The following is a 25,640-nucleotide window of genomic DNA, read 5'->3' as shown; positions in this document are numbered from 1 at the left end:
TCCAAAAATAAATAACGTTCGTGTTTTGTATTTTTAACCAAGGAGATAACTAGACATTTACCCTGAATTTGTCTTACCTTTTAAATTTCTACCTAGATTTTCGATAAAAACTTTTTCAAAGGACTCCATTTTCCTAATGAAATCTTGATAGCTTTCAACTTGTTCAGGGACTTGGATAGACCATTTCTTCAACAAGGCTCCATAACCTGCTAGGTTACCTATCTCATTATCAACTACCTTTTCCTTGCTAGGAAAAACAAGCCCAGCCTGTTCAGCTTCTAAAATATAAGAATAGGAAATCAACTGGAACAAGTCCTCACGATTGATTCCCTTTTCAGTCAATTCCAGTTTTTTATATTTAGCATCTAAAACTGTTCTTAGTTCTCTATTATAAAAATCTGGAAATACCTTTCGTTTCCCACCAGAAAATACAGAGATACCACCTTTCTTTTCTTTATTGCGTGGATGTATGAAATCTTTTGGCAACAAGGTATGAACATATTCTTCCCAAAGCCAAGCAACATCAAAGAGAATGCCATGAATTTTTTGCTCTTGATATCCAAAACCGTGCTTTTCTCTGTTTAATATCATCAGACACAGCTCTTGCAACTTTCTGTATTCTCGAAAGTAGGCATGACGAAGGGGTTTGGTTTTATTTATTCTTATAAATTTAGCACGATCGGCTAATTTATAAGAAGGGGTTACACGCGTAACTTCAGCTATAGTTTCACGACTATTATCGAGCATAGCTCTGAAACTTTTTTGAGTCTTTATAAACTCAATCGTATGCCGAATCAGCTGTATGAGTGGATTATCATAGGTAAACTCTCTTGTTGTATAGGCAACATTTCCTATGAAAGGAAGATTTTTCTTGAGATGATTTCCTACATCAATCACCCCCTTAACATGACTGTCGTTATGAGAAAATCTCTGGTATTCCTTGTAAAGACCTTTTCGGAGAGCGACTTGCAAATACTTGGGAAAGAGATACATCAAAAGTTGATAGAGTCTATCTTCACGCGATAAAGCAACATCTAAACTAGTGAGATTGATATGAAGAACCTTTTGCAAAAGATAATGTAAAAAATAGTCATCACTTTCGTTTGAAAAGCGAGAAGAAATGGTTAATCTCTCCTGGCCGTAGCCAAGAAATCCAATGATATTTCCTGTCTTTATTTCCTGATTGACAGTTTCTAAGATTTTTTGATCCTTATCCAAATCTGGAGAATATTGTAGGTCATTTGGAAAAATAAAGATATTATCTTCTTGAGAAAGATTATTTAGTGTTCTATCTAAGAGAAGTTGGCTTATTTTGGGATATTCTGCAACAAAGTCTTCTTTAATAATCTTATGCTGATTATCAGTGATCCGCATTTTCATTTCCATCGCCTTCATTGTTGTCAGTAACTACCTGATTTTTTTGCTCATTGCTTGTCTTGTCAAAGGCCTTTTTCAAATTTTCTAGAATTTCAACTTCCTCGTAAGAACCGCGCAAGTAATCTTCTAAGAGTGGTTTCAGATAATCAGACCAGAGTAATTCATAGTTAAAATCTACATCCTTCAGTTTAAGGAAATAACTTGGACCGATATGATAATGACTATTTAACTCCTGAACTTTTTCAATTTCAGCATTCAAGTTTCTTAGACGAATTTTAGCTTCTTGAGCTTTATTACCAAGCACCTCATCAAGCATACCAAGTTGACTTTCAGCAGTAACTTCAACAAAACGAAAACGACGACGCATAGCAAAATCAAAGGTATCCACTGAGCGATCAATATCATTCATGGTTCCGATGATGTAGACATTTTCTGGGATATAAAATTTATCATCCGTCTTGTGTAAGTTAGCATACTGAGTAGAAATACTTCCCTTTTCGCCACGATAGCCAGGGTCGATAGAGAAAAAGAGTTCGCCAAAAATCTTAGAAATCTCCCCACGATTGATCTCATCGATGATGAAGACAAAATTCTTGTCTGTTTCAACCTCTTCTGGAGAAATATAGTCTTTCAAACCAAATCTTTTCTTTAAAGTTTCAAGGACTTTTTTTCCTTGGTTATGATAATAGGGCTGTTTCAGATAGTTTTCATCTTTATATAGTTCATAAACATAAGATTTTGTTAAGACAGTTCCTTGAGCTTTAGTTTCATAATTGATATTAAAATTATTTCGACTATTTACTGTTAGATAGGAAAATTCTGTCAAATATTCTTTTTCATCTCTGTTATTTACATACTCAAGATAAAGATCCCAAGCTTCATCAAAATTATCTTGACCTCCAATCTTCTTAGAATCTATAGCATTCTGACAAAACTTCTTAAAAATACCTTCTTTTAATTTAAAAAATATACTGCCATCCTCATTTGAATCCGGTCTTAAACCCTCAACAAAATCCGTATAATCATAAGATGGATGAAACTGTACAAAGCCGATTTGATCTTCGTTGCCATCCGTTAATTCTTTAGCAATTTCTTTAGCAAGATAAGTTTTTCCTGTGCCAGGAGCACCGCGGAGAATGAGGTTTTTGGATTGTAATAAGATATTCTTATACTCGTTGATATTTTCTGACATGTTTATCTCTTCCTTTTCTGATTCTCTATAAAAACTAGTGAAATTATCATAAAACTCTTTTAAAATATCGTTAGGTTCAGCAGTTGATTCCAACTCTAAGTCCTTGACAAAGTATTTATAATCTAAATCTTCATCTCGATTATTACTATACCATTTTACTATTTTAAATTCTGTGAGTTTAAATCTCTGAAAACCACACCTTATATTTATCCATGAGTTATCCATGTCACTCAGCCGATATCCAAAGTAAGGTGATTTAATATATCCATTACCACTCTTTGGACCAAAATGACCTGTGTTAAGCATTTCAACTTTGTACGGAATACCCTCAATAGTCAGAGCAGGGTAAATATATTCAGCTCCATCTAATTTTTGAGAACGTTTAATTTCTATATCTTTTGAATTATAGATATTTGCTTGATTCACAAATTTAGACAAAAATTCTTTGAAGACTTTATAACACTCTGATTTAATTCCACTTTTTACAAATTCATAAGATTTGTTTATAAAAGGTAAAATCTCATTTAATGAATTTTCATTCTCAATAAAATACTCAGCATCAAGTGTCCAACCGAATGAATCAGGCTTCTTATTAAACAACAAAATATCTGAATCATGAAGACTCTTAGAGAGAACGGCAATCTTTATTCCTTTATTTTGAAAATTAATCTCTATAAAATTTTGTAACTTCCCTTTCCTATTTTTAACCTGAAAAGAAATATAACTTTTTGTTTGATTTTCAATTGCATCTGGGAATTCTTTTTTTATTCTATCAATAAAAGTTGATTCAGATATCATAATGCTTTACCTCGCTTATTAAATAATTATTAAAGGCTCTAAATATTATTTGTTAGTGTAAATATTTTTAATAACTATCTTAACACACATTTCATATATAGAATATCATATCCTATAAAAAATGAAAAGAATTTCTAAAGAAAAAGCCCAGCGTTAGGAGCTTCAATGTCTCTTAACACTAGACTTCTTTTCTATATTAATAATATTCACCCTGACGGTAGTCCCATGAGTTAAAGGTGTCTGATAGATGCATCATGATTTTATCAATGTCAAGTCCTTTACGGATCACAACTGGTGCTGGTGAAATTGAGCATGCTCCTCCTTGTTCTGGGATAAGCTTGCCGTCTTTATCTACCATGGAGACCATCACACCTTGCTCGTAGCGAGTTTCAATCGTTTTGTCAGGTTGGATTGATGCCACGTAGTCGTCTGCCTCGATAACAAGGTCCACTGCTCCTTCGATACGTTCTCCGATTCCTTCAACCTTACCACGATTTCCTTTTCCAGAAGGATTTGCAGATGAAGCGTAGACCATTTTTCCTTCTTCCCAGAGTTTAGCAGCCAATTGTTCACCAGCTTTACCAAACTTGATAACGAAACAGCTCGTTCCACGCACGTCGGTCATGAGTTCTTCACGGCCATCACCGTATGCTTTCAATTTCTCAAAGGCTTCTGGTTTCCATGGAAGGATACAACCGAGGAGAATATCTTCGTCCCAATGTTTTTGATAGAAGGCTTCAATTTCAGGATTTAGCTGTGCTAAAGCGCGAAGCTCATCCATACTACCACAGAGGACTACGCCTGGTTTGTTACGATTACGTTCTTTGGCTTCAAACTTACGCTCAAGTCCAGCCTTATCGCTAGTCATGATGATGTAACCAACCTTAGTAGGACAAACGATACATCCGCCTTCACCTTTTAAAATGTCATAACCTTCTTGTGAAAGTGTTCCGTTCCATTGAATGTGTTTTGTCATAGTTCTATTTCCTTTTCTATTTTTCTTCTAATCCTGCCAGTAGGCTGGTCGTTGTTTTTCATAAGCAGCAATCAAATCTTCATACTGCAAGGTAATACCGATATCATCCAAACCACTTAAGAGTTTGTGTTTCCGTTCACTATCGATTTCAAAAGTGAATTCTCCAATTGGTGAGATGATTTTTTGTTGTTCCAAGTCAACCGTCACTTGGTCAGTTGGTTGGAGCTGGGCGAGTTTTTCTCTAACTTCCCTAGGTTGAACAATGGGTAACATGCCATTATTGAGTTCATTATTGTAATGAATATCTCCAAAAGATCCTGCAATTACGACCTTAAAACCATAGTCTGCTAGCGCCCAAGCTGCGTGTTCCCTAGAGGAACCAGCCCCAAAGTTATCTCCTGTGATGAGAATACTCGCCCTGCGATATTCTGGTCGGTTAAAGACAAAGTCTGGATCCTCAGTGTACTTATCGTCCAGATAACGCCAAGCATACATGAGATATTTACCAAAACCTTTCTTGTCAATCAATTTCAGAAACTGCTTGGGTAGAATTTGGTCGGTATCAATATTATCATTCATAAGAGGAACAGTCGTTCCTGTATAAACAGTAAATTTTTCCATATCCTCTCCTTACTGGGCTTCTGGCATTTGTCGAACATCTACGAAGCGCCCTGCAATAGCTGCTGCTGCTGCCATGGCTGGACTACAGAGATGGGTCTTAGCGCCAAATCCTTGTCGATCTTCAAAGTTGCGGTTACTGGTTGAGGCACAGTGAACACCATCTGGTACTTTGTCAGGATTCATTCCTAGGCACATGGAGCAACCTGGGTCTCTCCACTCAAAACCAGCATCTTGGAAAACCTTATCCAAGCCCAACTTTTCAGCAGCTCGCTTGACTGGTCGAGAACCAGGTACCACAATAGCTGTTAAGTTAGGGGCAATCTTCTTCCCTTCGACAAATCGAGCAGCCAGTTGCAAGTCACTGAGCCGAGCATTGGTACATGAACCTATAAAGATATAGCCTAATTCAATATCTGCTGGCTTTTGACCAGGCTCCAAATCCATGTAATTGTAGGCTCGTTCATCATTCATATCCTTAATTTCTGGGAAACTACTGTCAAAACCAACCCCCATAGCAGGATTGGTTCCCCAGGTTACCATGGGAGCCAAGTCTGAGACATCCATCCGGATAACCTTATCATAAACGGCATCGTCGTCGCTAACAAGCCTTTTCCAATCAGCTACTGCTGCATCAAAATCTTTGGGTACACACTCTCGTCCCTTTAAATAGTCAAAAGTGGTCTGATCTGGATTCATAATTCCCATCTTAGAGCCAAACTCAATGGACATATTGCAGATGGTCATTCGCTCTTCCATGCTCAGTGCATCAATAGCCTGACCTCGATACTCCACCACGTAGCCAACACCACAAGCAACACCGTACTTGGCAATCAAGGCTAAGATAAAATCCTTGGAATAGACTCCTTTTTTAGGGACACCAGTAAATTCTACCAACATTTTCTTGGGCTTAACTTGCCAAATGGTTTGAGTAGCAAAGACATGTTCGACCTCACTGGTTCCAATACCGAAGGCAATCGCTCCAAAAGCTCCGTGAGTTGCAGTATGGCTATCACCACAGACGATAAATTTTCCTGGTTGTGTTCTTCCTGTTTCTGGACCAACCATGTGAACGATACCTTGTTTTTCTGAACCGTGGGCAGCATGTTCAATTCCGAATTCCTCAACATTTTCTGCCAACTTATCAATTTGAGCCTTGGATATTACATCTCGAATATCATAAATATTAACCGTCGGGACATTATGGTCAAAGGTACCAAATGTTAAATCCGGTCGTCTCAATCTACGTCCTGCATCTCGCAATCCTTGAAAAGCTTGAGGACTGGTCACCTCGTGAATATAGTGCTGATCTACATACATGAGTTGAGGCTGTCCTTCTTCTCCTGTAATCACATGGAGGTCCCATAATTTATCAAAAATCGATTTTCCTGCCATCCATTACCTCCAAATAAAATATAAGGCTACTAGCGTGGTCACCATTCCTAGAAACCAAACTATTTTAAAATACCATTTTCTAGTCTTGTGATGAAAAACGATTCCTGCCAACCAAGCACCAAAGCCACCACATAAGAATGCAAATGATAATAAATATTTTTCAGGTATTCGCCAAGCATCTCTTCTTGCCTTAAATTTGTCAATGCCATATATCAAGAAAATGATGAGATTCCAAATCAGGAGGGTAAAAGTAATTCCTTCGTTTAGTTTCATAGTCTTGCGATAATGGCTTCCGTCATTTCCTTGGTCGAAGCCTGTCCTCCTATATCTCTCGTTAAAATTCCGGCACCTAAAGTTGCTTCAACTGCATCTTCGATACGTTTAGCATCCTCATATCGCCCAAAACTATCTCGCAACATCATAGCAACTGATAAAATCATAGAAATAGGGTTGGCGATTCCTAGGCCTGCTATATCAGGCGCCGAACCATGAATAGGTTCATAGAGACTCGGTCCATTCTCAGAGTGACTGGCTGATGGCATAACCCCGAGTGTACCTGATAGAACACTTGATTCATCAGATAAGATATCTCCGAAAAGATTCTCTGTCACAATAACATCAAATTTGGATGGATCTGTAATCATGAGCATGGCAGCCGAGTCGACCAGCTGGTGCTCCAGGGTTACATCGGGGAAATCTTTCGCGACTTCTTCAGCCACTTTCCGCCAGAGTTTTGATGTTGCCAAAACATTTTGCTTATCAATACTGGTAAGGATTTTTCTCCGACTTCTTGCGATTTCAAAGGCTTTACGAACAATCCGCTCTACCTCCTCATAGCTATAATCGTTGATATCACGCGCTTTTCGCTCCTCAAGTATATGATCCCCAAAGTAAATCCCGCCTGTCAGCTCACGCACCACAACAAAGTCCACACCAGCTATTCGTTCGGGTTTGAGAGGTGACAAATGCTTGAGACTCTCAAAGATTTTAACTGGACGAATATTGGCATAGAGATTAAGTTCCTTGCGGAGAGCCAAAAGCCCTTGTTCAGGTCGAACTGGAGCCCCATCATACTGGGGACTGCCGATAGCTGCTAGCAAAATGGCATCTGCTTCTCTAGCAGCCTTTAAAGTTTCAGCTGGCAATGGATGTCCTACTGCATCAATACCTGCACCTCCAAAAGGTCGTCTGTCTATTTCATAATCAAAGGCTGTTTTTTTAGCTATAGCTTCCAGAACTTCTAAACCGGCCTCCATGATTTCTGGACCGATTCCGTCCCCTGCTAGAGCTACTATTTTCTTTGTCATAGCATTCTCCTTTACACACTAGGCATGTCACGATAGGAAACACTGCGTCCCATCTCACCAGCATTCTCCTTTTGAACAAAGGTATTAGCATTGATGTAGGCAATAGCCGAAGCCTTCAACACATCGAAATCAAGACCTGCTGCGTTAAAGATTGTCTCTGTATCTCTGTTTTCAACAGTGACCAAAACCCGAGCTTGAGCATCGATTCCATCTGTCACTGCGTCAATAGTGTAGGACACCAAGCGAACAGATTGGTTGAAGAACTTGTCGATAGCATTAAAGATAGCCTCAACTGATCCTTGCCCTGTCGCATTAAATTCGACCTTCTCACCCTCCATATTAGCTAGGCTAACGAGCGCTTCAATGTCATTATCAGCATGAGTTTGCAGTTGTAAATCATCAAAGTGGAAGCCTTCTGGATTTTCAACCATAGTTCCAGCTACCAAAGCTCTAATATCTGCATCTGTGATTTCTTGTTTCTTGTCGGCCAGTGCCTTGAACTTAGCGAAGAGTGGTTTGATGTCCTCTTCAGTAAAATCTAGGGCCAATTCTCTTAGTTTCTCAACAAAGGCATGGCGACCGGACAATTTTCCAAGTGGAAGGCTATTACTCTTAACACCGACCAATTCAGGGGTGATAATCTCATAAGTGAGAGGATTTTTAAGAACTCCATCTTGGTGAATACCAGATTCGTGAGAGAAGGCATTGCCTCCAACGACGGCTTTGTTTTTAGGAACTGGGATACCTGAGAAGCGAGAAACCATTTCTGACGTATTGATGGTTTCGTTTAGGACGATACTTGTCTCTGCTTGATAATAATCTTGGCGAATATTGAGGGCTACTGCTATTTCTTCTAAAGCAGCATTCCCAGCTCGTTCTCCAATACCGTTAATGGTTCCTTCAACTCGTCCTGCCCCATTTTTAACAGCAGCAAGGCTATTTGCAACTGCCATTCCAAGGTCATCGTGACAGTGAGGCGAATAGATAATCTGACGGTCTGTTTGTACATTGTCAATCAGATACTTGAAGATATTCCCATATTCCTCTGGTGTGGTAAAACCAACCGTGTCAGGAATATTGATATAGGTTGCCCCTGCATCTACCGCTGTTTGAACGACTTGTAGGAGAAAGTCCAGCTCAGTTCTAGTCGCGTCTTCAGGAGAGAATTCTACCACTTCAAATTTACAACGTGCATAGGAAACATGCTCTTTAATAGCTTCCAAAATTTCCTCTTTGCTTTTATTCAACTTAAATTCACGATGGATAGGACTAGTAGCGATAAAAACATGGATTTGTGGATACTTAGCATCCTTAAGTGCTTCATAACAAGCGTCAATATCTGATTTAACAGAGCGAGCTAAACCAGTCACCGCTGTTTTCTTCAAGACTTTTGCAATTTCCTGAACTGCAGTAAATGAGTCAGGACTAGCTGCTGGAAAACCAGCTTCAATTGCCGAAATTCCCCATTTCTCTAGCTGTTTTGCTATAGCAACCTTTTCCTTTATTGAAAAATTGACACCTGGTGTCTGCTCACCATCTCGAAGGCTAGTATCTAGAAATTCAACTGTTCTCATAAGATTTCCCCTTTTCTAAATTTGGTTTAAAAAAACATCTCGCTCGGAGTTCCAAGCGAGATGTTGATTTACTCCCGCTTGGTAAGCCAAACAGGACTAATGCTTCTGCACTAGCCCGAGTACCTCAACAACAAAGCAAATTGATTAAACTTAGCTGTTTTCATGTTTGACTTTCTCCTTCGTTTGATATCTTGTTTAGTATTTTAGCATAGGAAAAAACACATGTCAAGAAAAAATCCAATATTTTCTGAAAATTTCTTCAGTAAAGAATATTTTGCTAATTGAAAGTATTTGAAAAATCAAGTAAATATAATTACTTTTTCAAGGTCAAGTTCCAGCTTTTTTCGATCAATTCTAGCATCTCTTCATCTGATAAACTATCATCCAGTGGCACACTAATCCAGTAGCGCTTGTTCATATGAAAGGCTGGATAAATCCCTTTTTTTACCAACAAATCAGATACTTGATCATGTTTGAGATTGATTGCTTCCACTAATCCTTCTCTGCCCTTTTCAAGCTTATCCCAAGAAATCTTCATAAGAACCGCATACCACTTTTGATTACCCTCATGGCGCAAAACAGCTGTATCAGGGGATTTCTCCCATAGATATTCTAATTGATTTTCATACTTTTCTTGAACACGAGTCATGATTCTCTTGGTCTGAGGATAGATAAAATCCTGCACATCAAAACAAGACTTTCGGATTTCATAAAGAACTTCTAAGCAGGCTTCACGGACACTTCCTACAAATGTCCCTCTCATACTGGTCATATGAACTTGTGGATAGAGATCACCAGTTTCTTGGTCATAAACTTGAAAACCTAAGACTCCATCCTCAACTGTAACCATCATGAGAAAGTCTCCCTGCAAGATAGTCGAACTATGGGTCCATACGCCTTGATTTTCTACAAATCCATACTCTTTGGCCTTTTTACTATTAAACTGATAAGCTTTAAAAATTTCAAACATAAGCGAAAACTGCTACCAAAAGCTAGCAGTTCCTTTCTATTTTTTAAAAGACAACCTTAGTTCCATGTAATTGTGTCACACCCAGTTGGTCGATAAAGGTTTGACGGTTGTCCATGTCAATCCCTCCACCAGGTAAAATTTCAATTTTTCCTGCAGCGTGTTCTAGGATTCTGTGATAGTTCGCAAAACGTTTCTCCAGAGAATCGCCAGATACACCAGCACGAGTCAGAATGCGTGCCACTCCAGCTTGGCTGAGCCAATCAATAGCTTCCAACTGATCCTGTTCGCTCAATTCATCAAAGGCCATATGGAAAACAATTTCCATACCTTTAGATGCAGCAATCAATTTTTCAAGATTGGCCTTGTCCAACTTCTTATCAGCAGTCAATGCACCAAAGACAACGCCTTGGCTACCTGCTTGAGCAGTCAGAGCAATATCCTCAAGCATGATAGCAACTTCTAAATCATTGTAGACAAAATCACCACCACGCGGGCGAATCATAGTCATAATGGTCGTATCGTAGTCGGCCCCCAGTTCCACAGCTGCCTTTGTCACTCCGTAGCTTGGAGTTGTTCCACCAACTGCTAGATTATCACAGAGCTCGATGCGGCGAGCTCCTGCCTGCATAGCTTTTTCAAGCAAGGTTACATTTTCAGCACAAAATTCGTAAATCATTTGATTCTCCTTGAAGATTAGTTTAAATTTATTATATCATATTATTTTGAATATGTTTTTATTTTTATCAAGGGAAATCGTTACTTATTAAAGCTATTCTTTATCAGGAATCACCTTAAAAAGATAGTAGGTAATAAAGATGGTTAAACATCCCAAACCGATTTTGACTGGTAAAAGAGGCGCAAAATAAATGGAAATTCCCATCAAGATATAAATTGATACAATAATCTTTTTCTTACGTTCACGCGCAATAGACTTGGTCTCACGAAAGTCCGCTACGTAAGTCTGATAAAGTTTGGTATGATAAAGCCAGTCTTCAAAACGCTTGGAACTTTTTGAAAAACAAGCAATAGACAACAGAAGAAAAGGTGTCGTAGGCAACAAGGGCAAGACAACTCCAACAATAGCCAGAGCTAATGACAGAAATCCAATAATCAGATAGATAATACGCATAACTTCTCCTAGTTAATACTCTTTGAAAATCAAATTCAAACCACGTCAGCGTCGCCTTACCGTACTCAAGTACAGCCTGCGGCTAGCTTCCTAGTTTGCTCTTTGATTTTCGTTGAGTATAAAATAATCTTCTTCTAGTTTCGCATACAATGATGAATTTTGTCAAGCTTTTACTAAAAAGAGCCTGAAATTTACTTTCAGGACTCATTTTTTTATTTGATTTTTTCTTCTTCGTAATCACCATTGCTACAAACGATTTGCTTACCGCCACCACGGACTTTTTTCTCCATGAGGAAGTTTCCACATTTTGGACAATCTCGCCCTACAGGCTTGTCCCAAGAAGTGAATTCACACTCTGGATAGCGATTGCAACCATAGAAGATACGATTACGCTTAGTTTTTCGTTCAATAATTTGTCCTTGATGACAGCTTGGACACTCAACACCAATCTCTTTCACGATAGCCTGTGTATGACGGCAATCTGGGAAATTGCTACAAGCGTAGAACTTACCAAAACGACCAAGTTTAATGACCATTGGACTGCCACACACTTCACAATCAAATCCAGCTGGTTCATCCTTGATCTGGATTTTTTCCATTTCCTCTTCGGCTTTGGCAACCTCTTTAGAGAAGGGTTTGTAAAATTCATCAATGACTCGTTGCCATTGTTCTTTACCGACTTCGACATCATCTAGTTTACCTTCCATTTCAGCTGTAAAGGTTACATTGACGATATCTGGGAAGTATTCAACAATCAGTTTGTTGACAATTTCTCCCAACTCTGTCGGTTCAAAACGCTTGGCTGCCAAACGCACATAATAGCGCTTTTGAATAGTTTCAATAGTGGGTGCATAAGTTGATGGACGTCCAACACCATTTTCTTCCAAGGTCTTAATCAGTGTTGCTTCCGAATATCGAGCTGGTGGTTGAGTGAAGTGCTGCTCAGGTTTACTATTGACCTGTTTGACCACATCACCAACTGCCATGTCTGGCAACATCTTATTCTTATCTGAGTCATTGTAAATGGCCAAGTAACCATCAAACTTAACTTGACTACCATTTGCTGCAAATTGAACTCCATTTTGAGAGAGCTTAACAGCCATGGTATCAAAGATGGCACCAGTCATCTGACTCGCTACAAAACGGTTCCAGATAAGGGTATAGAGTTTTAGTTGGTCTTTGTCTAAGTATTTAGCAATTTTTTCTGGCGTGTTAAAGACACTTGATGGGCGAATAGCCTCATGGGCATCTTGAGCACCAGTAGCATTTTTGATTTTGCTACCATGCTTAGAATACTTACTACCAAAACGTTCATTGATGTAGCTTGCAGCTTCATTTTGTGCAACTGGACTGATACGAGTCGAGTCTGTACGCATATAGGTGATCAAACCTTGGACACCCGTACCAATATTAATCCCTTCATAGAGTTGCTGGGCAACCATCATGGTCTTTCGAGTACGGAAATTGATCTTGTTAGCTGCATCCATCTGCATAGTTGAGGTAGTATAAGGTAGTGGAGCGTTACGCTTGCGTTCTTTTTTATCTACCTGATCAACTGTAAAGTCTTTGCTAGATAGGTGAGACAAGACTTCTTTGACCTCTTCATTACTAGTCAATTTCATCTTCTTGCCATTCATTCCATAGAAGGATGCTTGGAATTGCTTAGTCCCCTTTTTGAAGACTCCATCAATAGTCCAATATTCTTCTGGTTGAAAAGCATTGATCTCATTTTCACGGTCAATGATTAACTTGAGCGCAACAGACTGAACACGGCCAGCTGATAAGCCCTTCTTGACCTTTTTCCATAAAATTGGTGAAATAGAATAACCTACCAAGCGGTCCAAGACACGACGGGCTTGTTGGGCATCCACCAAATCCATATCAATTTTACGAGGTTCTTTAAAAGCATTTTTTACTGCATCTTTTGTAATCTCGTTGAAAACAACACGGTTAGCATCATTTTCATCTAGATTCAGAATATGAGCCAAATGCCAAGAAATTGCTTCTCCTTCACGGTCCGGGTCACTTGCGAGAAAGACTTTACTAGCTTTTTTAGCTTCTTTTTTCAAGTCATTGATCAGAGGACCTTTCCCACGAATATTGATATATTGGGGTTCATAATTATTTTCTACATCGACTGACATACTGGATTTTTTCAAATCACGAATATGACCAACACTGGCTAAAACCTTATAATTTCTACCCAGGTATTTCTCAATCGTTTTCGCCTTTGCAGGCGACTCCACGATTACTAGATTTTTTTTAACTGTTGATTTTTTTTTCTTTGTTGCCGTAGCCACAGTATCACACCTTTTCAAAGTAATAAACTTTATAAAGTGTAAACCATTTTTAAAAACCTGTCAAGACTTAACTCTTATATATAGAGGAAAAGTTTAACCGATAAAACCTTGCTAGTTCTTAAAATTCAAATTCTGCTAGCACATCCTGACCACTCGAAACAAGTTTTGCGCCTTCTTGAACCAAGTGATGACAACCATCTGAACGACCGTCTAAAATGCTACCTGGAATAGCAAAAACATCTCTTCCTTCTTCCATAGCTCGCTCACAGGTAATCAAACTACCAGATCTCATCTTTGCCTCAGCAACGATAACACCCATACATAGGCCAGCAATAATCCGATTTCGTGCTGGAAAGTGATATTTTAAGGGTTCTTCACCAGGTCCATATTCACTCAGTAGCAAATGATATTCACCGATGTAGTCCTGCAGTCGTTTATTAGATCGAGGATAATAGACATCCAAGCCAGTCCCTATAACTGCAATTGTTTTTCCACCACCTTGAAGAATAGACATATGCGCTGCCGTATCAATTCCTCTAGCAAGCCCACTCACAATCACCAGCTCATTCTCCAGTTCTTCAATAACCTTACGGACTGATTTTGTCCCTGTTTGACTACAAGAGCGACTGCCTACAACTGCAATCTTAGGCAACTTTAAAAGATTTAAATCTCCCTTATAAAATAATAATACTGGAGCATCATAGATTTCACTGAGAGCAAAGGGATAGACATCGTCTAGGATGGAAAATGAGGGAAATTTTTCAAAGTCACTTCTTAATCTCTCCATACTTTCAAAGGTGAGTTTATGGTAACGTTCCATAAAAACCACTGGATTTCTACACTCTGAAGCTTCTGCGATGGTCTCTAAAGTCAATTCCTGATCATAGATTTCTCCATATTGAAGTACCTTTAGAACTTGTTGATTACTTAGACCTGCTTGTTTCAACTTATAAATCTCAAAATTATCAATCTTAATTTTCATGATAGACTCCTTATTTTTCTCTCTATCTATTTATTCGTAAAAAAAGAAAAAAACTTCCCAACAAATTGACTTGTTTAGAAAGTTTCTATTATTAATTATGAAAATTTTAGTAATCAGGACGAAGAACTCCGGTGACAGTTGCCTTGGTTGCTTCGTAATCCCCATCAATAACAACCTTGATAATGCGTTTAGCATCCTCTTCAGGCGCAGGAACCAAAGGTAGACGAGTTGGCCCTGCTTCGAATCCCATATAGTTGAGTACTGCCTTAACAGGTGCCGGACTCGGGTAAGAGAATAGAGCATTAACTTTAGGAATAAATTTACGTTGAATAGCTGCCGCTTTCTTCATATCACTTTCTTCGATTGCAGTGAACATTTCATGCATCTCATCCCCATTTGTGTGGGAAGCAACAGATATAACTCCGTCTGCACCAAGGTTCATAGCATGGAAGGCATCTCCATCCTCACCAGTGTATACCAAGAATTCTTCTGGCTTATGCTCAATCAAGTAAGCCATATTGGCAAGGCTGGTACATTCCTTAACACCAATGATATTTGGATGTTCCGCCAAACGAAGTAAGGTATCTGGAGTCATTTCTACAACTACACGACCTGGAATGTTATAAATAATAATTGGCAAATCAGAAGCATCTGCAATAGCTTTAAAGTGTTGATACATACCTTCTTGGGATGGTTTGTTATAGTAAGGAACAATCGCAAGACCAGCCGCAAAACCGCCAAACTCTGCTACCTCTTTGACAAACTCAATAGAGTCACGTGTATCATTAGTACCAACACCAGCGATTAAAGGAACTCGTCCGTTGACAACCTTTTGAACAGCCGCAAACAACTGCAACTCCTCATCGTGAGTTAGAGTCGGACTCTCAGCAGTAGTTCCTGCTAGGAGAATTCCGTCTGTATGATGTGCTAATAAATGTTCAATCAATTTTGGAATGGCATCGAAATTGATTGACCCATCTTCATGAAAAGGAGTAATAAAGGCCGTGATAATTTTACAATCTTTTAAATCTTGATAAGACATACAAAACACCTCTCTATTTTAAAGAAGGAGTTCAAATGAACTCCTACACATTATTTCAATTCAAATTTTAATTCAGCTGTTGGGCGTACTAGACCACGTTCGTGAAGTGTTTCTGCGATTTGAACTGAGTTCCAAGCTGCACCTTTAAGAAGATTATCAGATACTACCCACATATGAATACCTTTTTCTGCATCCAAGTCTTTACGGATACGTCCAACGAATGTATCACGTGAACCAACAGCATTTACTGCTTGAGGGTAGATTTGGTGAGCAACATCATCTTCAAGAACTGCACCTGGGAAGGCAGCAATAGCTGCTTTCACTTCTTCGATTGGTGCTACTTCTTTTGTTTCAATATAGACTGACTCAGAGTGAGCTGACAAAACTGGAATACGTACACATGTTGCTGATACGGCAATGCTATCGTCTTCCATGATTTTCTTGGTTTCATTGGTCATCTTCATTTCTTCGTAAGTGTAGTCATTATCAGTGAAGACATCAATTTGTGGAAGAGCATTGAAGGCGATTGGATAGTGTTTCTTATCTCCACCTGAAGGCAAGATTTCCGCATGCACATCACGTGGATTAACACCGTCATTCAAGACTTCACGAAGCTCACGTTGGGTTTCAAGAATTGCTCCCATACCAGCACCTGAAACTGCTTGATAAGTTGATACAATGATACGTTCTAAGCCCCATTTTTGACGAACTGGCTCAAGAGCCACCATCATTTGAATTGTTGAACAGTTAGGACAAGAGATGATTCCGTTGTGAGCATCAAGGGCATGGGCATTCACTTCAGGAACAACCAATGGTACATCTGGATTTTGACGGAAGTAAGAAGTGTTATCTACGACGACTGCTCCTGCTTTTACAGCATAAGGTGCGTATTTTGCAGAAGTTGATCCACCAGCTGAGAAGAGAGCTATATCAACCCCTTCAAAAGCATCTTCTGTTGTTTCTTCGATGGTCACATCTTGACCTTTGAATTGCAAAACCTTTCCTGCAGAACGTGCAGACGCAAGGTAACGAATCTTATCGATAGGAAGAGTTGATTCTTCCAACATTTTGATCATTTGAGCACCAACGGCACCTGTAGCGCCGACAACAGCAACTGTGTATCCCATAACAAACCTCTTTCGGAATTTTCTAAAAATTTCTATAATAGAAACATTATACTACTTTTTACCAAAATTGAAAAGTCTTTTTCCTATCTATTTTCTGAAATTGACAAGAAAAGGCGGTTGGACAGAAATCGATAGACAAAGTCTCGATTTCGTAGTCCCAGCCCCGCGAGGATGATTAGGAGTTTTTTTGAGTCTAAAAGACGAACAAAAAGTTCAATCAGCTACCGCGTCAAAGTTTGATTGCTAATAAAAAATGAGGTCGGGCTCTTTTGTCCCAACCTCTTCTACTATTCATAAAATTGTTTATAGGGTTTATTAAAGGCTTCTAAGATATCTGATGGAGTTTCTGCATAAGATTTTATCTCTGTCAAATTCCCTTTAACGATAATTCTCTCAACTGCATTAGCATCTTCACAGGTTACCAAGGTAATCTCTTTAATCCCATCACGTTCGTCAATTACATCTACGCGATCAGGAGTTACAATTTTAACTTCTTCAATCTCGTATGTATAGACTTTCTCTTTATCAGTGAGATAAATTTTCATCCCTTTCTCAGCGCGAGCAAGAGGAGAGAATAATTTCTTATCTGCATTTTCACCTGCAAAGATACGGTGACTTGCTAGAGAATAATTTCCTTCCCCCATTACCTGATTGGCTTTCATTGTCCCAGCACCATAAAAGAGGTTAACATTATCGAGTCCCTTAAATATTGGTAGGTTCATTTCAAGCTCTGGAATGGCAATCCCTCCGATTACTGGAAGTTGCTGAGAATTCCACTGAGCTGATAGGACTGCCTCCGAGGAAAGTGATTTTACAGAATCAAAATCGAAATTTCCTTCTGTTTCTTTGTTCTCTTCAATCTCTTCCTTAGTTACTTGACTGACCTGATACTTATTAGTGTTCCAAATCATGAACATATCACGAATATTGGCATTGAAGATTAAAGCGATAGATAACAAGATCAGGAATCCTGCCAGTATGTTAATCAGTAGATTCTTACGTTTATTTTTTTTACTTTTATTCTTTTTTTGAGACATTATGCTTCACTTTCTGTTTCCTGTTCTGCCCCAACTTCTTCTTTTTCTGCTGCTGCAACACTTGTAAAAGTCACAATCTTAGCATCTTGATCTAGACGCATCACTTTTACTCCCATAGTTGAACGCCCCGTTTGTGAAATATTAGCTACATTTGTTCGAATCATGACACCTGTGTCAGTGATAATCATCAAGTCTTCGTCACCGTTTACTGTTAAGAGGCCAGCCAGAGGACCATTTTTTTCAGTAACATTGGCTGTTTTCATTCCCTTACCGGCACGACCTTTTGTTGGGTATTCAGTCGCAACTGTGCGCTTACCGTATCCTTTTTCAGTTATGATAAGGACTTCATCTTGGTCAGTGATCACTCTCGCTCCTACTACTGCATCACCTTCACGAAGGTTTACCCCTTTAACACCAGTGGCGATACGACTCATACTACGAACTGAAGACTGATTGAAACGAACTGCATAACCTAATTTGGTTCCGATGATGATATCCGTGTCTTTTTCAGTTAGTAAGACATTAATCAACTCATCCTCATCTTTCAGATTCAAGGCTTTGAGACCATTTTGACGAATGTTTGCGAATTCTTTAACGCTGGTTCTTTTAACAATACCAGCACGAGTTGTAAAGAATAGGTAAGCATCATCACTACGTTCTGATTCAACATTGATAATAGTTTGAATGCTTTCACCTTCGTCTAGTTTCAAAAGATTGACGACTGGCAAGCCCTTAGCAGTGCGACCATACTCTGGAATTTCATACCCCTTAAGACGATAAACCCGTCCTGTATTAGTAAAGAATAGCAAATAATCGTGAGTGCTGGTTGAAACCAATTCACGTACAAAGTCATCGTCCTTAACTCCAGTTCCTTGAACGCCACGTCCACCACGTTTTTGAGCTGTAAATTCGTCTTGGTCCAAACGTTTGATATAACCTTTATTTGATAGAGTGATGAGAACATCAGACTCTTCAATCAAGTCTTCATCTTCAAGCGTCAAGACTTCACCAACCATCAACTCAGTACGACGTGGATCGCCAAACTTACGTTTGACCTCATCCAATTCGTCCTTGATGATTTGCGCTACACGTTCTGGTTTTGCAAGAATGTCTGCCAAGTCAGCAATCAAAGCAATAAGCTCATCATATTCCGACTGAATCTTGTCACGTTCCAAACCGGTCAAACGACGAAGACGCATATCGAGAATTGCTTGACTTTGACGTTCAGATAACTTAAACTTGCACATCAATTCAGTTTGGGCTTCTGCATCCGTTTCACTAGCACGAATGATACGAATGACTTCGTCAATGTGGTCCAGAGCAATTAACAAACCTTCTAAGATGTGTGCACGCGCTTCAGCTTTCTCTTTGTCAAATTGAGTACGACGAGTCACCACTTCTTTTTGGTGCTCAATATAAGCATCCAAGATTTGACGAAGAGAGAGAATCTTTGGTACACCATTCTGGATAGCCAGCATGTTAAATCCAAAGCTAGTTTGCATTTGAGTCATTTTGAACAAGTTGTTCAAGATAACATTGGCAGAGGCATCACGCTTCACTTCGATAACAAAGCGAACACCTTCACGATTAGATTCATCACGAACAGCTGTAATTCCTTCAATACGTTTCTCTTGAACCAGACGCACGATATGTTCATGCACTTTGGTTTTGTTGACCATATATGGGAATTCAGTAACAACGATACGTTCGCGACCTGTTTTAGTTTCTTCAATTTCCGTACGAGAACGAAGAACAATAGATCCCTTACCAGTCTCATACGCCTTATGAATACCTGATTTACCCATAACTAGGGCACCAGTTGGGAAGTCTGGACCAGGTAAAACTTCCATCAAATCTTTGGTTGTAACTTCAGGATTATCCATGACGAGTTTAACAGCATCAATGGTTTCACCCAAATTATGAGGTGGAATATTGGTCGCCATACCAACTGCAATACCAGTGGCACCATTGACCAAAAGATTAGGGAAACGAGCTGGTAAAACAACAGGTTCGCGCTCGTTGGCATCATAGTTATCAACAAAATCAACGGTATTTTTATTGATATCGCGAAGCATTTCAAGAGCAATCTTGCTCATACGTGCTTCGGTATAACGTTGCGCGGCAGCACCATCACCGTCCATAGAACCAAAGTTACCGTGCCCATCTACAAGCATGTAGCGGTAGCTCCACCATTGAGCCATACGAACCATAGCTTCATAGATAGATAAATCCCCGTGTGGGTGGTATTTACCCATTACGTCCCCTGTAATACGGGCAGATTTCTTATGAGGTTTATCAGGCGTAACTCCTAATTCGTTCATTCCGTACAAAATACGACGATGAACAGGTTTCAACCCATCACGAACATCAGGAAGAGCACGCGATACGATTACACTCATGGCATAGTCGATAAAGCTAGTCTTCATCTCCTTAGTCAGATTGACATTCACTAAATTTTTATCTTGCATTAACAAATGCCTCATTTCACTATTAGTAACTAGATATATTATACCATAGTTTGTCTCTTATTTCAGTGTTACAATACGACTAAAACGTTTACATAGTCAAGTGGATGTTATATCCGTGACAAAGCTATTTAAAAGTGATAGAATTGAATTAAACAGGGGAAGCCCTTAAAAAATGAAGGAGATGTTTAGACAAATGACATTAACTAAACAACACAAAAAAGTTATCCTTGTCGGTGACGGTGCCGTAGGATCATCATACGCTTTTGCTCTTGTTAACCAAGGAATTGCACAAGAACTTGGTATCATTGAAATTCCTCAATTGTTTGAAAAAGCTGTTGGTGATGCTGAAGACCTTAGCCACGCGCTTGCTTTTACTTCACCTAAGAAAATTTATGCAGCTAAGTATGAAGACTGTGCGGACGCTGACCTTGTAGTTATCACTGCTGGTGCTCCACAAAAACCAGGTGAAACTCGTCTTGACCTTGTTGGTAAAAACCTTGCTATCAACAAATCAATCGTTGAACAAGTTGTTGCGTCTGGTTTCGACGGTATCTTCCTTGTTGCTGCTAACCCAGTTGACGTTTTGACTTACTCAACTTGGAAATTCTCAGGATTCCCTAAAGAACGTGTTATCGGTTCAGGTACTTCACTTGACTCAGCTCGTTTCCGTCAAGCACTTGCTGAAACTATTGGTGTTGATGCTCGTTCAGTTCACGCCTACATCATGGGTGAGCACGGTGACTCAGAATTTGCCGTTTGGTCACACGCTAACGTTGCCGGTGTTAAATTGGAACAATGGTTGCAAGCTAACCGTGACTTGAATGAAGCAGACCTTGTTGAACTCTTCATCTCAGTTCGTGACGCTGCTTACTCAATCATCAACAAAAAAGGTGCAACATACTACGGTATCGCAGTAGCCCTTGCTCGTATCACAAAAGCTATCCTTGATGATGAAAATGCAGTTCTTCCACTTTCAGTATTCCAAGAAGGTCAATACGGAGTTGAAAACGTCTTTATCGGTCAACCAGCTATCGTTGGTGCACACGGTATCGTTCGTCCAGTAAACATCCCATTGAACGATGCTGAAACTCAAAAAATGCAAGCTTCAGCAAAAGAATTGCAAGCTATTATTGATGAATCTTGGAAAAACCCTGAATTCCAAGCAGCTTCAAAAAACTAATTTAAGTTAGAAAAAATGTCTAGACAGTTTGTCTAGACATTTTTATAACTCTAATTCATTTGAGCAAAAGCTGCTTCAGCATCTGCGTTACTAATTGCCCCTAATTGAATCTTAGCAATTTTACCCTGTGAATCAATTAAATACTCTGTAGGGATACTACGAATTTGATAGGCTTGAAAAACAGATCCTTTTGTATCATATAAAACGGGAATGTCTTTATAGCCTTGGTCCTCAAACCACTTTGGAAATTGATCTACAGTTTTTTCACCTTGAAGGCCTGGTGCAATAACAGATAATATTTCGAAATCACGATCTTCTTTTGCAGCAAGCTCCATCAATTCTGGCATACTCTTCTTGCATGGTCCGCACCAAGATGCCCAAAATTTAAGATAAACTTTTTTACCTTTATAATCAGATAATTTGACTTCTTTTCCATCCATCGATTGGAGGGTGAAATCTGGTGCTTCTGCTCCAATTGCTACTTGCTTCACAGGAGCTTGTTGTGTCTGATTTGATTGATTTTGTGGACTTGATTTTTTCTCTTCCTTGCCACAAGCAATCAGAAGAAAGAGAGACAAGAAACTAAGTCCAAAATAGATAATTTTTTTCATAGATAACTCCTTTTATCCTAATATTCCAGATAAGACATTTAACTGTCCCAACATTAATAAAATTCCCATGAGAATGATCAATAAACCACCAATTTTCTTCAATAAAAGTATGTGAGATTTGATTTTACTAAAATAGGGCATAATAAGACCTGATGCTAAGGCCAATACTAAAAATGGAAGCGCCATTCCGAGAGTATAGATAAGGGTTAATAAGGCCCCCTGAAGAGCTCCATTTCCTCCCGAGGCAGCCAGTGCTAAAACAGAACTTAAAACTGGACCAATACATGGAGTCCAACCAAAGCTGAAGCTGATACCCAGTAAAAAGACCGACAGATATTTACTAGACTGTTTTTGATTAAATGTTACTGTTTTTTGTACCTCTAATTTTTGTAGATGAAGAATTTCCATCTGATGCAATCCCAGTATAATAATCATGATTCCCATGACATAACGGAACCAGTCAGCATAAAGTAAATTCCCAAGGAATCCTGCTCCAAATCCAAGAATAAAGAAAATGAGAGAGATACCCGCAATAAAACAGAGGGTACGAATCAATCCTGACCAGGCAACATCTTTACCCAAAAAACGAAATGTCTTTGACTCCTCTTGATCATCTAGCAGAACACCTGCGTAGACTGGTAACAAGGGAAAGATACAGGGAGAAAAGAATGACAAGACCCCAGCTATAAAGACAGAAATAAAAAATAAAATACTTTCCAATTAAGAACCTTCTTTCATATAGTCATCTTTTATTTTACTATAAAAGAAAACGTTTGTAAGATATCTGCTACGTAAATTTATTTTCAACTTGAGAGAATCAAAAAAAGGAGCTCAGCTCCTTTTTTGATTAATAAGTTCCCTCTTCACCTTGACTTGTCAAAATTACAGGCCCATCTTTTGTAATAACAAACTGATGCTCGTACTGACATGATAGACCACCGTCGATAGTTTTATGTGCCCAGCCTGTTTTCATATCTGTATCGATTTCCCAATCACCTGTATTGATCATAGGCTCAATGGTTAAGACCATGCCTTCACGAAGGCGGAGACCACGACCTGTGATACCATAGTTAGGCACCATTGGTTCTTCATGCATAGTTGGACCAACTCCGTGTCCTACAAGATCACGAACAACTCCGTAACCACGACTTTCAGCATATTCCTGAATAGCAGCTCCAATATCTCCAATACGATTTCCTACAACAGCCTGCTCAATTCCCTTATACATAGCTTCTTTGGTAACATCCATCAAGTTTTTAATTTCTTCTGATGGTTTTCCAACAGCGTAAGCCCAACAAGAATCTGCCAAGCCGCCCGTAAAGTTTTGAGTATATTTTTTCATCTGCTCAACGTTATTAAAGTTGAGTTTAGAAACATTGAGGTCAGACTTAGCGATTGGCCCACCAAGAACCATATCTACCTTCAGCAAATCGCCTTCCTTCAAAATATAGTGGCGTGGAAAAGCATGGGCTACTTCGTCATTAAGCGAACAACAAGTTGCGTATGGATAATCCATCATTGCCCCATCAACACCAATTTGAAGAGGGAGGAAATTTTCTTCTTTACAACGACGACGCACATATTCTTCTACTTCCCACATATCTACACCTGGTTTGATGATGTCACGCAAACCGATGTGAATACTGGCAAGAAAATCGCCAGCCTTATCCATTGCTTCGATTTCTCTAGCTGATTTTAATGTAATCATGTTTTCTCCTAGTTTTAATTAATTTTTACAGTAACATTTGCTTTTGATACGATTTGATGATTGATATAAATATCATAGTCGATAATGGCTGACCTTCTCGTATGGTGAATAATTCTAGCCTGAATCCGCAAGATATCATCGATCTGAACAGCCTGTAAAAAGTAAATCAGCATCTGTTCAATGATGAGATTACGTCCGCTATTCACGACCAGATCCTGCGTCATATGGGTCAAAATTTCTGAAAGAACTCCATTTGCAAGGACTCCATTTTTTTCCAACATAAATGGTTCAACCGTAATGACAACTTCATCATGGTGGTAAGATAACTTCTGACCAACCTGTTCTGAAAATGTTGGTAATGCTGAAACTTGAGAGCGACTCATCTTTTCCATGACATCCCGTCTAGTAATAACACCAAGTAAAGTTTGATTACTTCTCACAACAGGCACCATTTCAAAGTCTTCAGCAATCATTCTCTGGCTAACATTAGCGATATTCGTCGCTAAACCAGTCATGTAGACTGTCCTTGTCATGACCTTATCTATCGTTGTACCAGGTGATTTATCTCCAGCATCACGCATAGTAACTACACCAACAACGACCTGATGCTGATTGATGACAGGGAAACGGCTCGTTCTATTCTTACGAACCAAGTCTAGATAATCTTTGACAGTATCCGTTTCCTGTAGAAATCCATATTCATGACTGGTACGATAGATTTTTTCAACCGTTAAAATATCTGTCTTAATCTGAACGTTGGACAAAGCTCTGTTGATCATAGTCGCAATTGTAAATGTATCATGCTTACTGCGCAATACTGGAATATTTTTTTTATTAGCATGGTTTAAAACATCTTCATGAACTTCAAATCCACCTGTTACCAAGACAGCATTTTCATTTTCAAGTGCTAATAACTGAATACGTGTTCGATCTCCTACGATAAGTAAGCCGCCATCATGAAGATAAGAAAGAATATTCTTTTCAGTCATCGCCCCAATGGAGAATTTACTAAATTCTCTATCCAATCCAGCTTGACCAGCTAAAACTTCTGAGCCTGTAACTTCTGCAATTTCTGCGAACGTTAATTTCTCAATAGCTACTTTTTTTGACTTTACACGTACTGTTCCACTTCGAGGACGTGTTTCAACAAGTCCCCTATTTTCAGCTTCTTTGATAGCCCGATATGCCGTACCATCACTTACTCCTAGTCGATTTGAAATACTACGAACACTGACACGCTTCCCAACTGGTAATTCTTCCAAGTAGGCTAATATTTCTTGGTGTTTACTCATTTAGATTTCCTTTTGTATAACGGAATTCTAGATAATCCCGCATCTTTCGGGTATAACGATCGCTACCTTTAAAATGACGATAAAGAACAAAATTTGATTTTTCTGCTACTTTCTGACTAGCAACATTTTCTAGATGTGTCACAATCGAAAGTTGCTTCAAGGCAAACTCGTTCATGGATAAATCTCGTAATTTGGTAACTGCTTCAGTCATATACCCCTGAGACCAATAGTCTTTCTTTAAAAAATAGCCAATTTCTGCTTCTTTCTTAATTTCATCAAGTTTTTCAAACTTGATAGCTCCAATCATCCGTTGCTCTTTTTTATCACAAATAGCCCAAATCCCCAAAGGTGATTTCATAAAATAATTGGCAAGAGCATACTGACTTTCTTCAATACTTGCTTGTGCAGGAAAGATAAATTGGAGATTTTCAGGATCTGATGCAAGTTGATGAAAATCATCTACATCTGTAAAAAAGAAGGGACGGAAATATAAACGTTCCGTCTCATAGAAAGAAAATTTTGCTAATTTAGTCCAGATATTCATTGCAATCCTCAAA

At 39.0% G+C, this 25,640-nt stretch carries 23 protein-coding genes; 1 reads left to right on the top strand and 22 read right to left on the bottom strand.

Features of this window, described 5'->3' with window-relative positions; genetic code table 11:
* Window positions 1-57: 57 nt before the first annotated feature.
* The 17 genes from AC3E7H_RS00805 to gyrA form a co-directional block, all read right to left on the bottom strand.
* A complete protein-coding gene (locus tag AC3E7H_RS00805; protein ID WP_490675965.1) occupies window positions 58-1,374 on the bottom strand; it encodes an McrC family protein in 1,317 nt (438 codons plus the stop codon).
* A complete protein-coding gene (locus AC3E7H_RS00800) occupies window positions 1,361-3,367 on the bottom strand; it encodes an McrB family protein (RefSeq protein WP_414257648.1) in 2,007 nt (668 codons plus the stop codon). The genes AC3E7H_RS00805 and AC3E7H_RS00800 overlap by 14 nt, the downstream gene beginning before the upstream one ends.
* A 196-nt stretch (window positions 3,368-3,563) precedes the next feature.
* The gene (locus tag AC3E7H_RS00795) at window positions 3,564-4,343 is read right to left on the bottom strand and encodes an L-threonylcarbamoyladenylate synthase (protein ID WP_490675945.1); all 780 of its coding nucleotides are present in this window, start codon (window positions 4,341-4,343) and stop codon (window positions 3,564-3,566) included.
* A 27-nt stretch (window positions 4,344-4,370) separates the two neighbouring features.
* Window positions 4,371-4,964: a 3-isopropylmalate dehydratase small subunit gene (leuD, locus tag AC3E7H_RS00790; RefSeq protein ID WP_490675944.1), complete on the bottom strand. Its 594-nt coding sequence runs from the start codon at window positions 4,962-4,964 to the stop codon at window positions 4,371-4,373.
* A gap of 9 nt (window positions 4,965-4,973) precedes the next feature.
* Entirely contained in the window at window positions 4,974-6,356 is a 1,383-nt protein-coding gene (leuC, locus tag AC3E7H_RS00785; protein WP_070461073.1) for a 3-isopropylmalate dehydratase large subunit, read from the bottom strand.
* A gap of 3 nt (window positions 6,357-6,359) precedes the next feature.
* A complete protein-coding gene (locus AC3E7H_RS00780) occupies window positions 6,360-6,629 on the bottom strand; it encodes a DUF1294 domain-containing protein (protein WP_414257651.1) in 270 nt (89 codons plus the stop codon).
* Window positions 6,626-7,663 (bottom strand): 3-isopropylmalate dehydrogenase, encoded by a 1,038-nt coding sequence (gene leuB, locus AC3E7H_RS00775; RefSeq protein ID WP_414257652.1) that lies wholly within the window; start codon window positions 7,661-7,663, stop codon window positions 6,626-6,628. Before leuB ends, AC3E7H_RS00780 begins: the two co-directional genes overlap by 4 nt.
* A gap of 11 nt (window positions 7,664-7,674) precedes the next feature.
* Window positions 7,675-9,237 carry a 2-isopropylmalate synthase gene (locus tag AC3E7H_RS00770; RefSeq protein ID WP_490675943.1) on the bottom strand — a complete coding sequence of 521 codons (1,563 nt, stop codon included), beginning with the start codon at window positions 9,235-9,237 and terminating at the stop codon, window positions 7,675-7,677.
* Window positions 9,238-9,550: 313 nt separating this feature from the next.
* On the bottom strand, window positions 9,551-10,207 hold the full coding sequence (locus AC3E7H_RS00765; RefSeq protein ID WP_490675942.1) for an MmcQ/YjbR family DNA-binding protein: 657 nt from the start codon (window positions 10,205-10,207) through the stop codon (window positions 9,551-9,553).
* A 43-nt stretch (window positions 10,208-10,250) separates the two neighbouring features.
* Window positions 10,251-10,883, bottom strand: a complete 633-nt coding sequence (locus AC3E7H_RS00760) for a copper homeostasis protein CutC (protein ID WP_490675941.1) — start codon at window positions 10,881-10,883, stop codon at window positions 10,251-10,253.
* Window positions 10,884-10,976: 93 nt separating this feature from the next.
* Window positions 10,977-11,336: a YbaN family protein gene (locus tag AC3E7H_RS00755; RefSeq protein WP_075231616.1), complete on the bottom strand. Its 360-nt coding sequence runs from the start codon at window positions 11,334-11,336 to the stop codon at window positions 10,977-10,979.
* A gap of 212 nt (window positions 11,337-11,548) precedes the next feature.
* A complete protein-coding gene (topA, locus tag AC3E7H_RS00750; protein ID WP_490675940.1) occupies window positions 11,549-13,636 on the bottom strand; it encodes a type I DNA topoisomerase in 2,088 nt (695 codons plus the stop codon).
* A gap of 118 nt (window positions 13,637-13,754) precedes the next feature.
* Complete coding sequence (gene dprA / locus AC3E7H_RS00745; RefSeq protein WP_152904343.1) at window positions 13,755-14,612, bottom strand: DNA-processing protein DprA; 858 nt, start codon at window positions 14,610-14,612, stop codon at window positions 13,755-13,757.
* Window positions 14,613-14,724: 112 nt separating this feature from the next.
* Window positions 14,725-15,660 (bottom strand): 4-hydroxy-tetrahydrodipicolinate synthase, encoded by a 936-nt coding sequence (dapA, locus tag AC3E7H_RS00740; RefSeq protein WP_000121596.1) that lies wholly within the window; start codon window positions 15,658-15,660, stop codon window positions 14,725-14,727.
* A gap of 50 nt (window positions 15,661-15,710) precedes the next feature.
* Window positions 15,711-16,787, bottom strand: coding sequence for an aspartate-semialdehyde dehydrogenase (locus AC3E7H_RS00735; RefSeq protein WP_490675939.1), 1,077 nt, complete (start codon window positions 16,785-16,787; stop codon window positions 15,711-15,713).
* A gap of 287 nt (window positions 16,788-17,074) precedes the next feature.
* Window positions 17,075-17,824 carry a class A sortase gene (locus AC3E7H_RS00730; RefSeq protein WP_490675938.1) on the bottom strand — a complete coding sequence of 250 codons (750 nt, stop codon included), beginning with the start codon at window positions 17,822-17,824 and terminating at the stop codon, window positions 17,075-17,077.
* Window positions 17,824-20,292 carry a DNA gyrase subunit A gene (gyrA, locus tag AC3E7H_RS00725; protein WP_490675937.1) on the bottom strand — a complete coding sequence of 823 codons (2,469 nt, stop codon included), beginning with the start codon at window positions 20,290-20,292 and terminating at the stop codon, window positions 17,824-17,826. Before gyrA ends, AC3E7H_RS00730 begins: the two co-directional genes overlap by 1 nt.
* A gap of 193 nt (window positions 20,293-20,485) precedes the next feature.
* Here gyrA and AC3E7H_RS00720 point away from each other — a divergent pair, with 193 nt between their 5' ends.
* Entirely contained in the window at window positions 20,486-21,472 is a 987-nt protein-coding gene (locus tag AC3E7H_RS00720) for an L-lactate dehydrogenase (RefSeq protein WP_490675936.1), read from the top strand.
* A 50-nt stretch (window positions 21,473-21,522) separates the two neighbouring features.
* On the opposite strand, the gene sdbB is transcribed toward AC3E7H_RS00720, so the two are convergent.
* The 5 genes from sdbB to AC3E7H_RS00695 all read right to left on the bottom strand — a co-directional run bounded on the left by sdbB (window position 21,523) and on the right by AC3E7H_RS00695 (window position 25,627).
* Entirely contained in the window at window positions 21,523-22,083 is a 561-nt protein-coding gene (gene sdbB / locus AC3E7H_RS00715; RefSeq protein ID WP_490675935.1) for a thiol-disulfide oxidoreductase-associated lipoprotein SdbB, read from the bottom strand.
* A gap of 12 nt (window positions 22,084-22,095) precedes the next feature.
* Entirely contained in the window at window positions 22,096-22,803 is a 708-nt protein-coding gene (gene ccdA2 / locus AC3E7H_RS00710; protein ID WP_490675934.1) for a thiol-disulfide oxidoreductase-associated membrane protein CcdA2, read from the bottom strand.
* Between the two features lie 127 nt (window positions 22,804-22,930).
* A complete protein-coding gene (locus tag AC3E7H_RS00705) occupies window positions 22,931-23,791 on the bottom strand; it encodes a methionyl aminopeptidase (RefSeq protein ID WP_490675933.1) in 861 nt (286 codons plus the stop codon).
* 14 nt (window positions 23,792-23,805) lie between these two features.
* On the bottom strand, window positions 23,806-25,083 hold the full coding sequence (gene spxR / locus AC3E7H_RS00700) for a CBS-HotDog domain-containing transcription factor SpxR (RefSeq protein WP_000033785.1): 1,278 nt from the start codon (window positions 25,081-25,083) through the stop codon (window positions 23,806-23,808).
* Window positions 25,076-25,627, bottom strand: coding sequence for a GNAT family N-acetyltransferase (locus AC3E7H_RS00695; RefSeq protein WP_153224967.1), 552 nt, complete (start codon window positions 25,625-25,627; stop codon window positions 25,076-25,078). The genes spxR and AC3E7H_RS00695 overlap by 8 nt, the downstream gene beginning before the upstream one ends.
* Between the last annotated feature and the right edge of the window lie 13 nt (window positions 25,628-25,640).

The organism is Streptococcus sp. SCPM-O-B-15304 (M98) (assembly GCF_058200215.1).
The sequence above is the reverse complement of the archived record's forward strand: the minus strand, read 5'-3'. Positions and strand labels throughout refer to the sequence as shown.

Coding starts and splice junctions, on each gene's coding strand:
- AC3E7H_RS00805 (WP_490675965.1), bottom strand. CDS start 1,374: ATGCGGATCACTGATAATCAGCATAAGATTATTAAAGAAGACTTTGTT.
- AC3E7H_RS00800 (WP_414257648.1), bottom strand. CDS start 3,367: ATGATATCTGAATCAACTTTTATTGATAGAATAAAAAAAGAATTCCCA.
- AC3E7H_RS00795 (WP_490675945.1), bottom strand. CDS start 4,343: ATGACAAAACACATTCAATGGAACGGAACACTTTCACAAGAAGGTTAT.
- leuD (WP_490675944.1), bottom strand. CDS start 4,964: ATGGAAAAATTTACTGTTTATACAGGAACGACTGTTCCTCTTATGAAT.
- leuC (WP_070461073.1), bottom strand. CDS start 6,356: ATGGCAGGAAAATCGATTTTTGATAAATTATGGGACCTCCATGTGATT.
- AC3E7H_RS00780 (WP_414257651.1), bottom strand. CDS start 6,629: ATGAAACTAAACGAAGGAATTACTTTTACCCTCCTGATTTGGAATCTC.
- leuB (WP_414257652.1), bottom strand. CDS start 7,663: ATGACAAAGAAAATAGTAGCTCTAGCAGGGGACGGAATCGGTCCAGAA.
- AC3E7H_RS00770 (WP_490675943.1), bottom strand. CDS start 9,237: ATGAGAACAGTTGAATTTCTAGATACTAGCCTTCGAGATGGTGAGCAG.
- AC3E7H_RS00765 (WP_490675942.1), bottom strand. CDS start 10,207: ATGTTTGAAATTTTTAAAGCTTATCAGTTTAATAGTAAAAAGGCCAAA.
- AC3E7H_RS00760 (WP_490675941.1), bottom strand. CDS start 10,883: ATGATTTACGAATTTTGTGCTGAAAATGTAACCTTGCTTGAAAAAGCT.
- AC3E7H_RS00755 (WP_075231616.1), bottom strand. CDS start 11,336: ATGCGTATTATCTATCTGATTATTGGATTTCTGTCATTAGCTCTGGCT.
- dapA (WP_000121596.1), bottom strand. CDS start 15,660: ATGTCTTATCAAGATTTAAAAGATTGTAAAATTATCACGGCCTTTATT.
- AC3E7H_RS00735 (WP_490675939.1), bottom strand. CDS start 16,787: ATGGGATACACAGTTGCTGTTGTCGGCGCTACAGGTGCCGTTGGTGCT.
- AC3E7H_RS00730 (WP_490675938.1), bottom strand. CDS start 17,824: ATGTCTCAAAAAAAGAATAAAAGTAAAAAAAATAAACGTAAGAATCTA.
- gyrA (WP_490675937.1), bottom strand. CDS start 20,292: ATGCAAGATAAAAATTTAGTGAATGTCAATCTGACTAAGGAGATGAAG.
- AC3E7H_RS00720 (WP_490675936.1), top strand. CDS start 20,486: ATGACATTAACTAAACAACACAAAAAAGTTATCCTTGTCGGTGACGGT.
- sdbB (WP_490675935.1), bottom strand. CDS start 22,083: ATGAAAAAAATTATCTATTTTGGACTTAGTTTCTTGTCTCTCTTTCTT.
- AC3E7H_RS00705 (WP_490675933.1), bottom strand. CDS start 23,791: ATGATTACATTAAAATCAGCTAGAGAAATCGAAGCAATGGATAAGGCT.
- spxR (WP_000033785.1), bottom strand. CDS start 25,083: ATGAGTAAACACCAAGAAATATTAGCCTACTTGGAAGAATTACCAGTT.
- AC3E7H_RS00695 (WP_153224967.1), bottom strand. CDS start 25,627: ATGAATATCTGGACTAAATTAGCAAAATTTTCTTTCTATGAGACGGAA.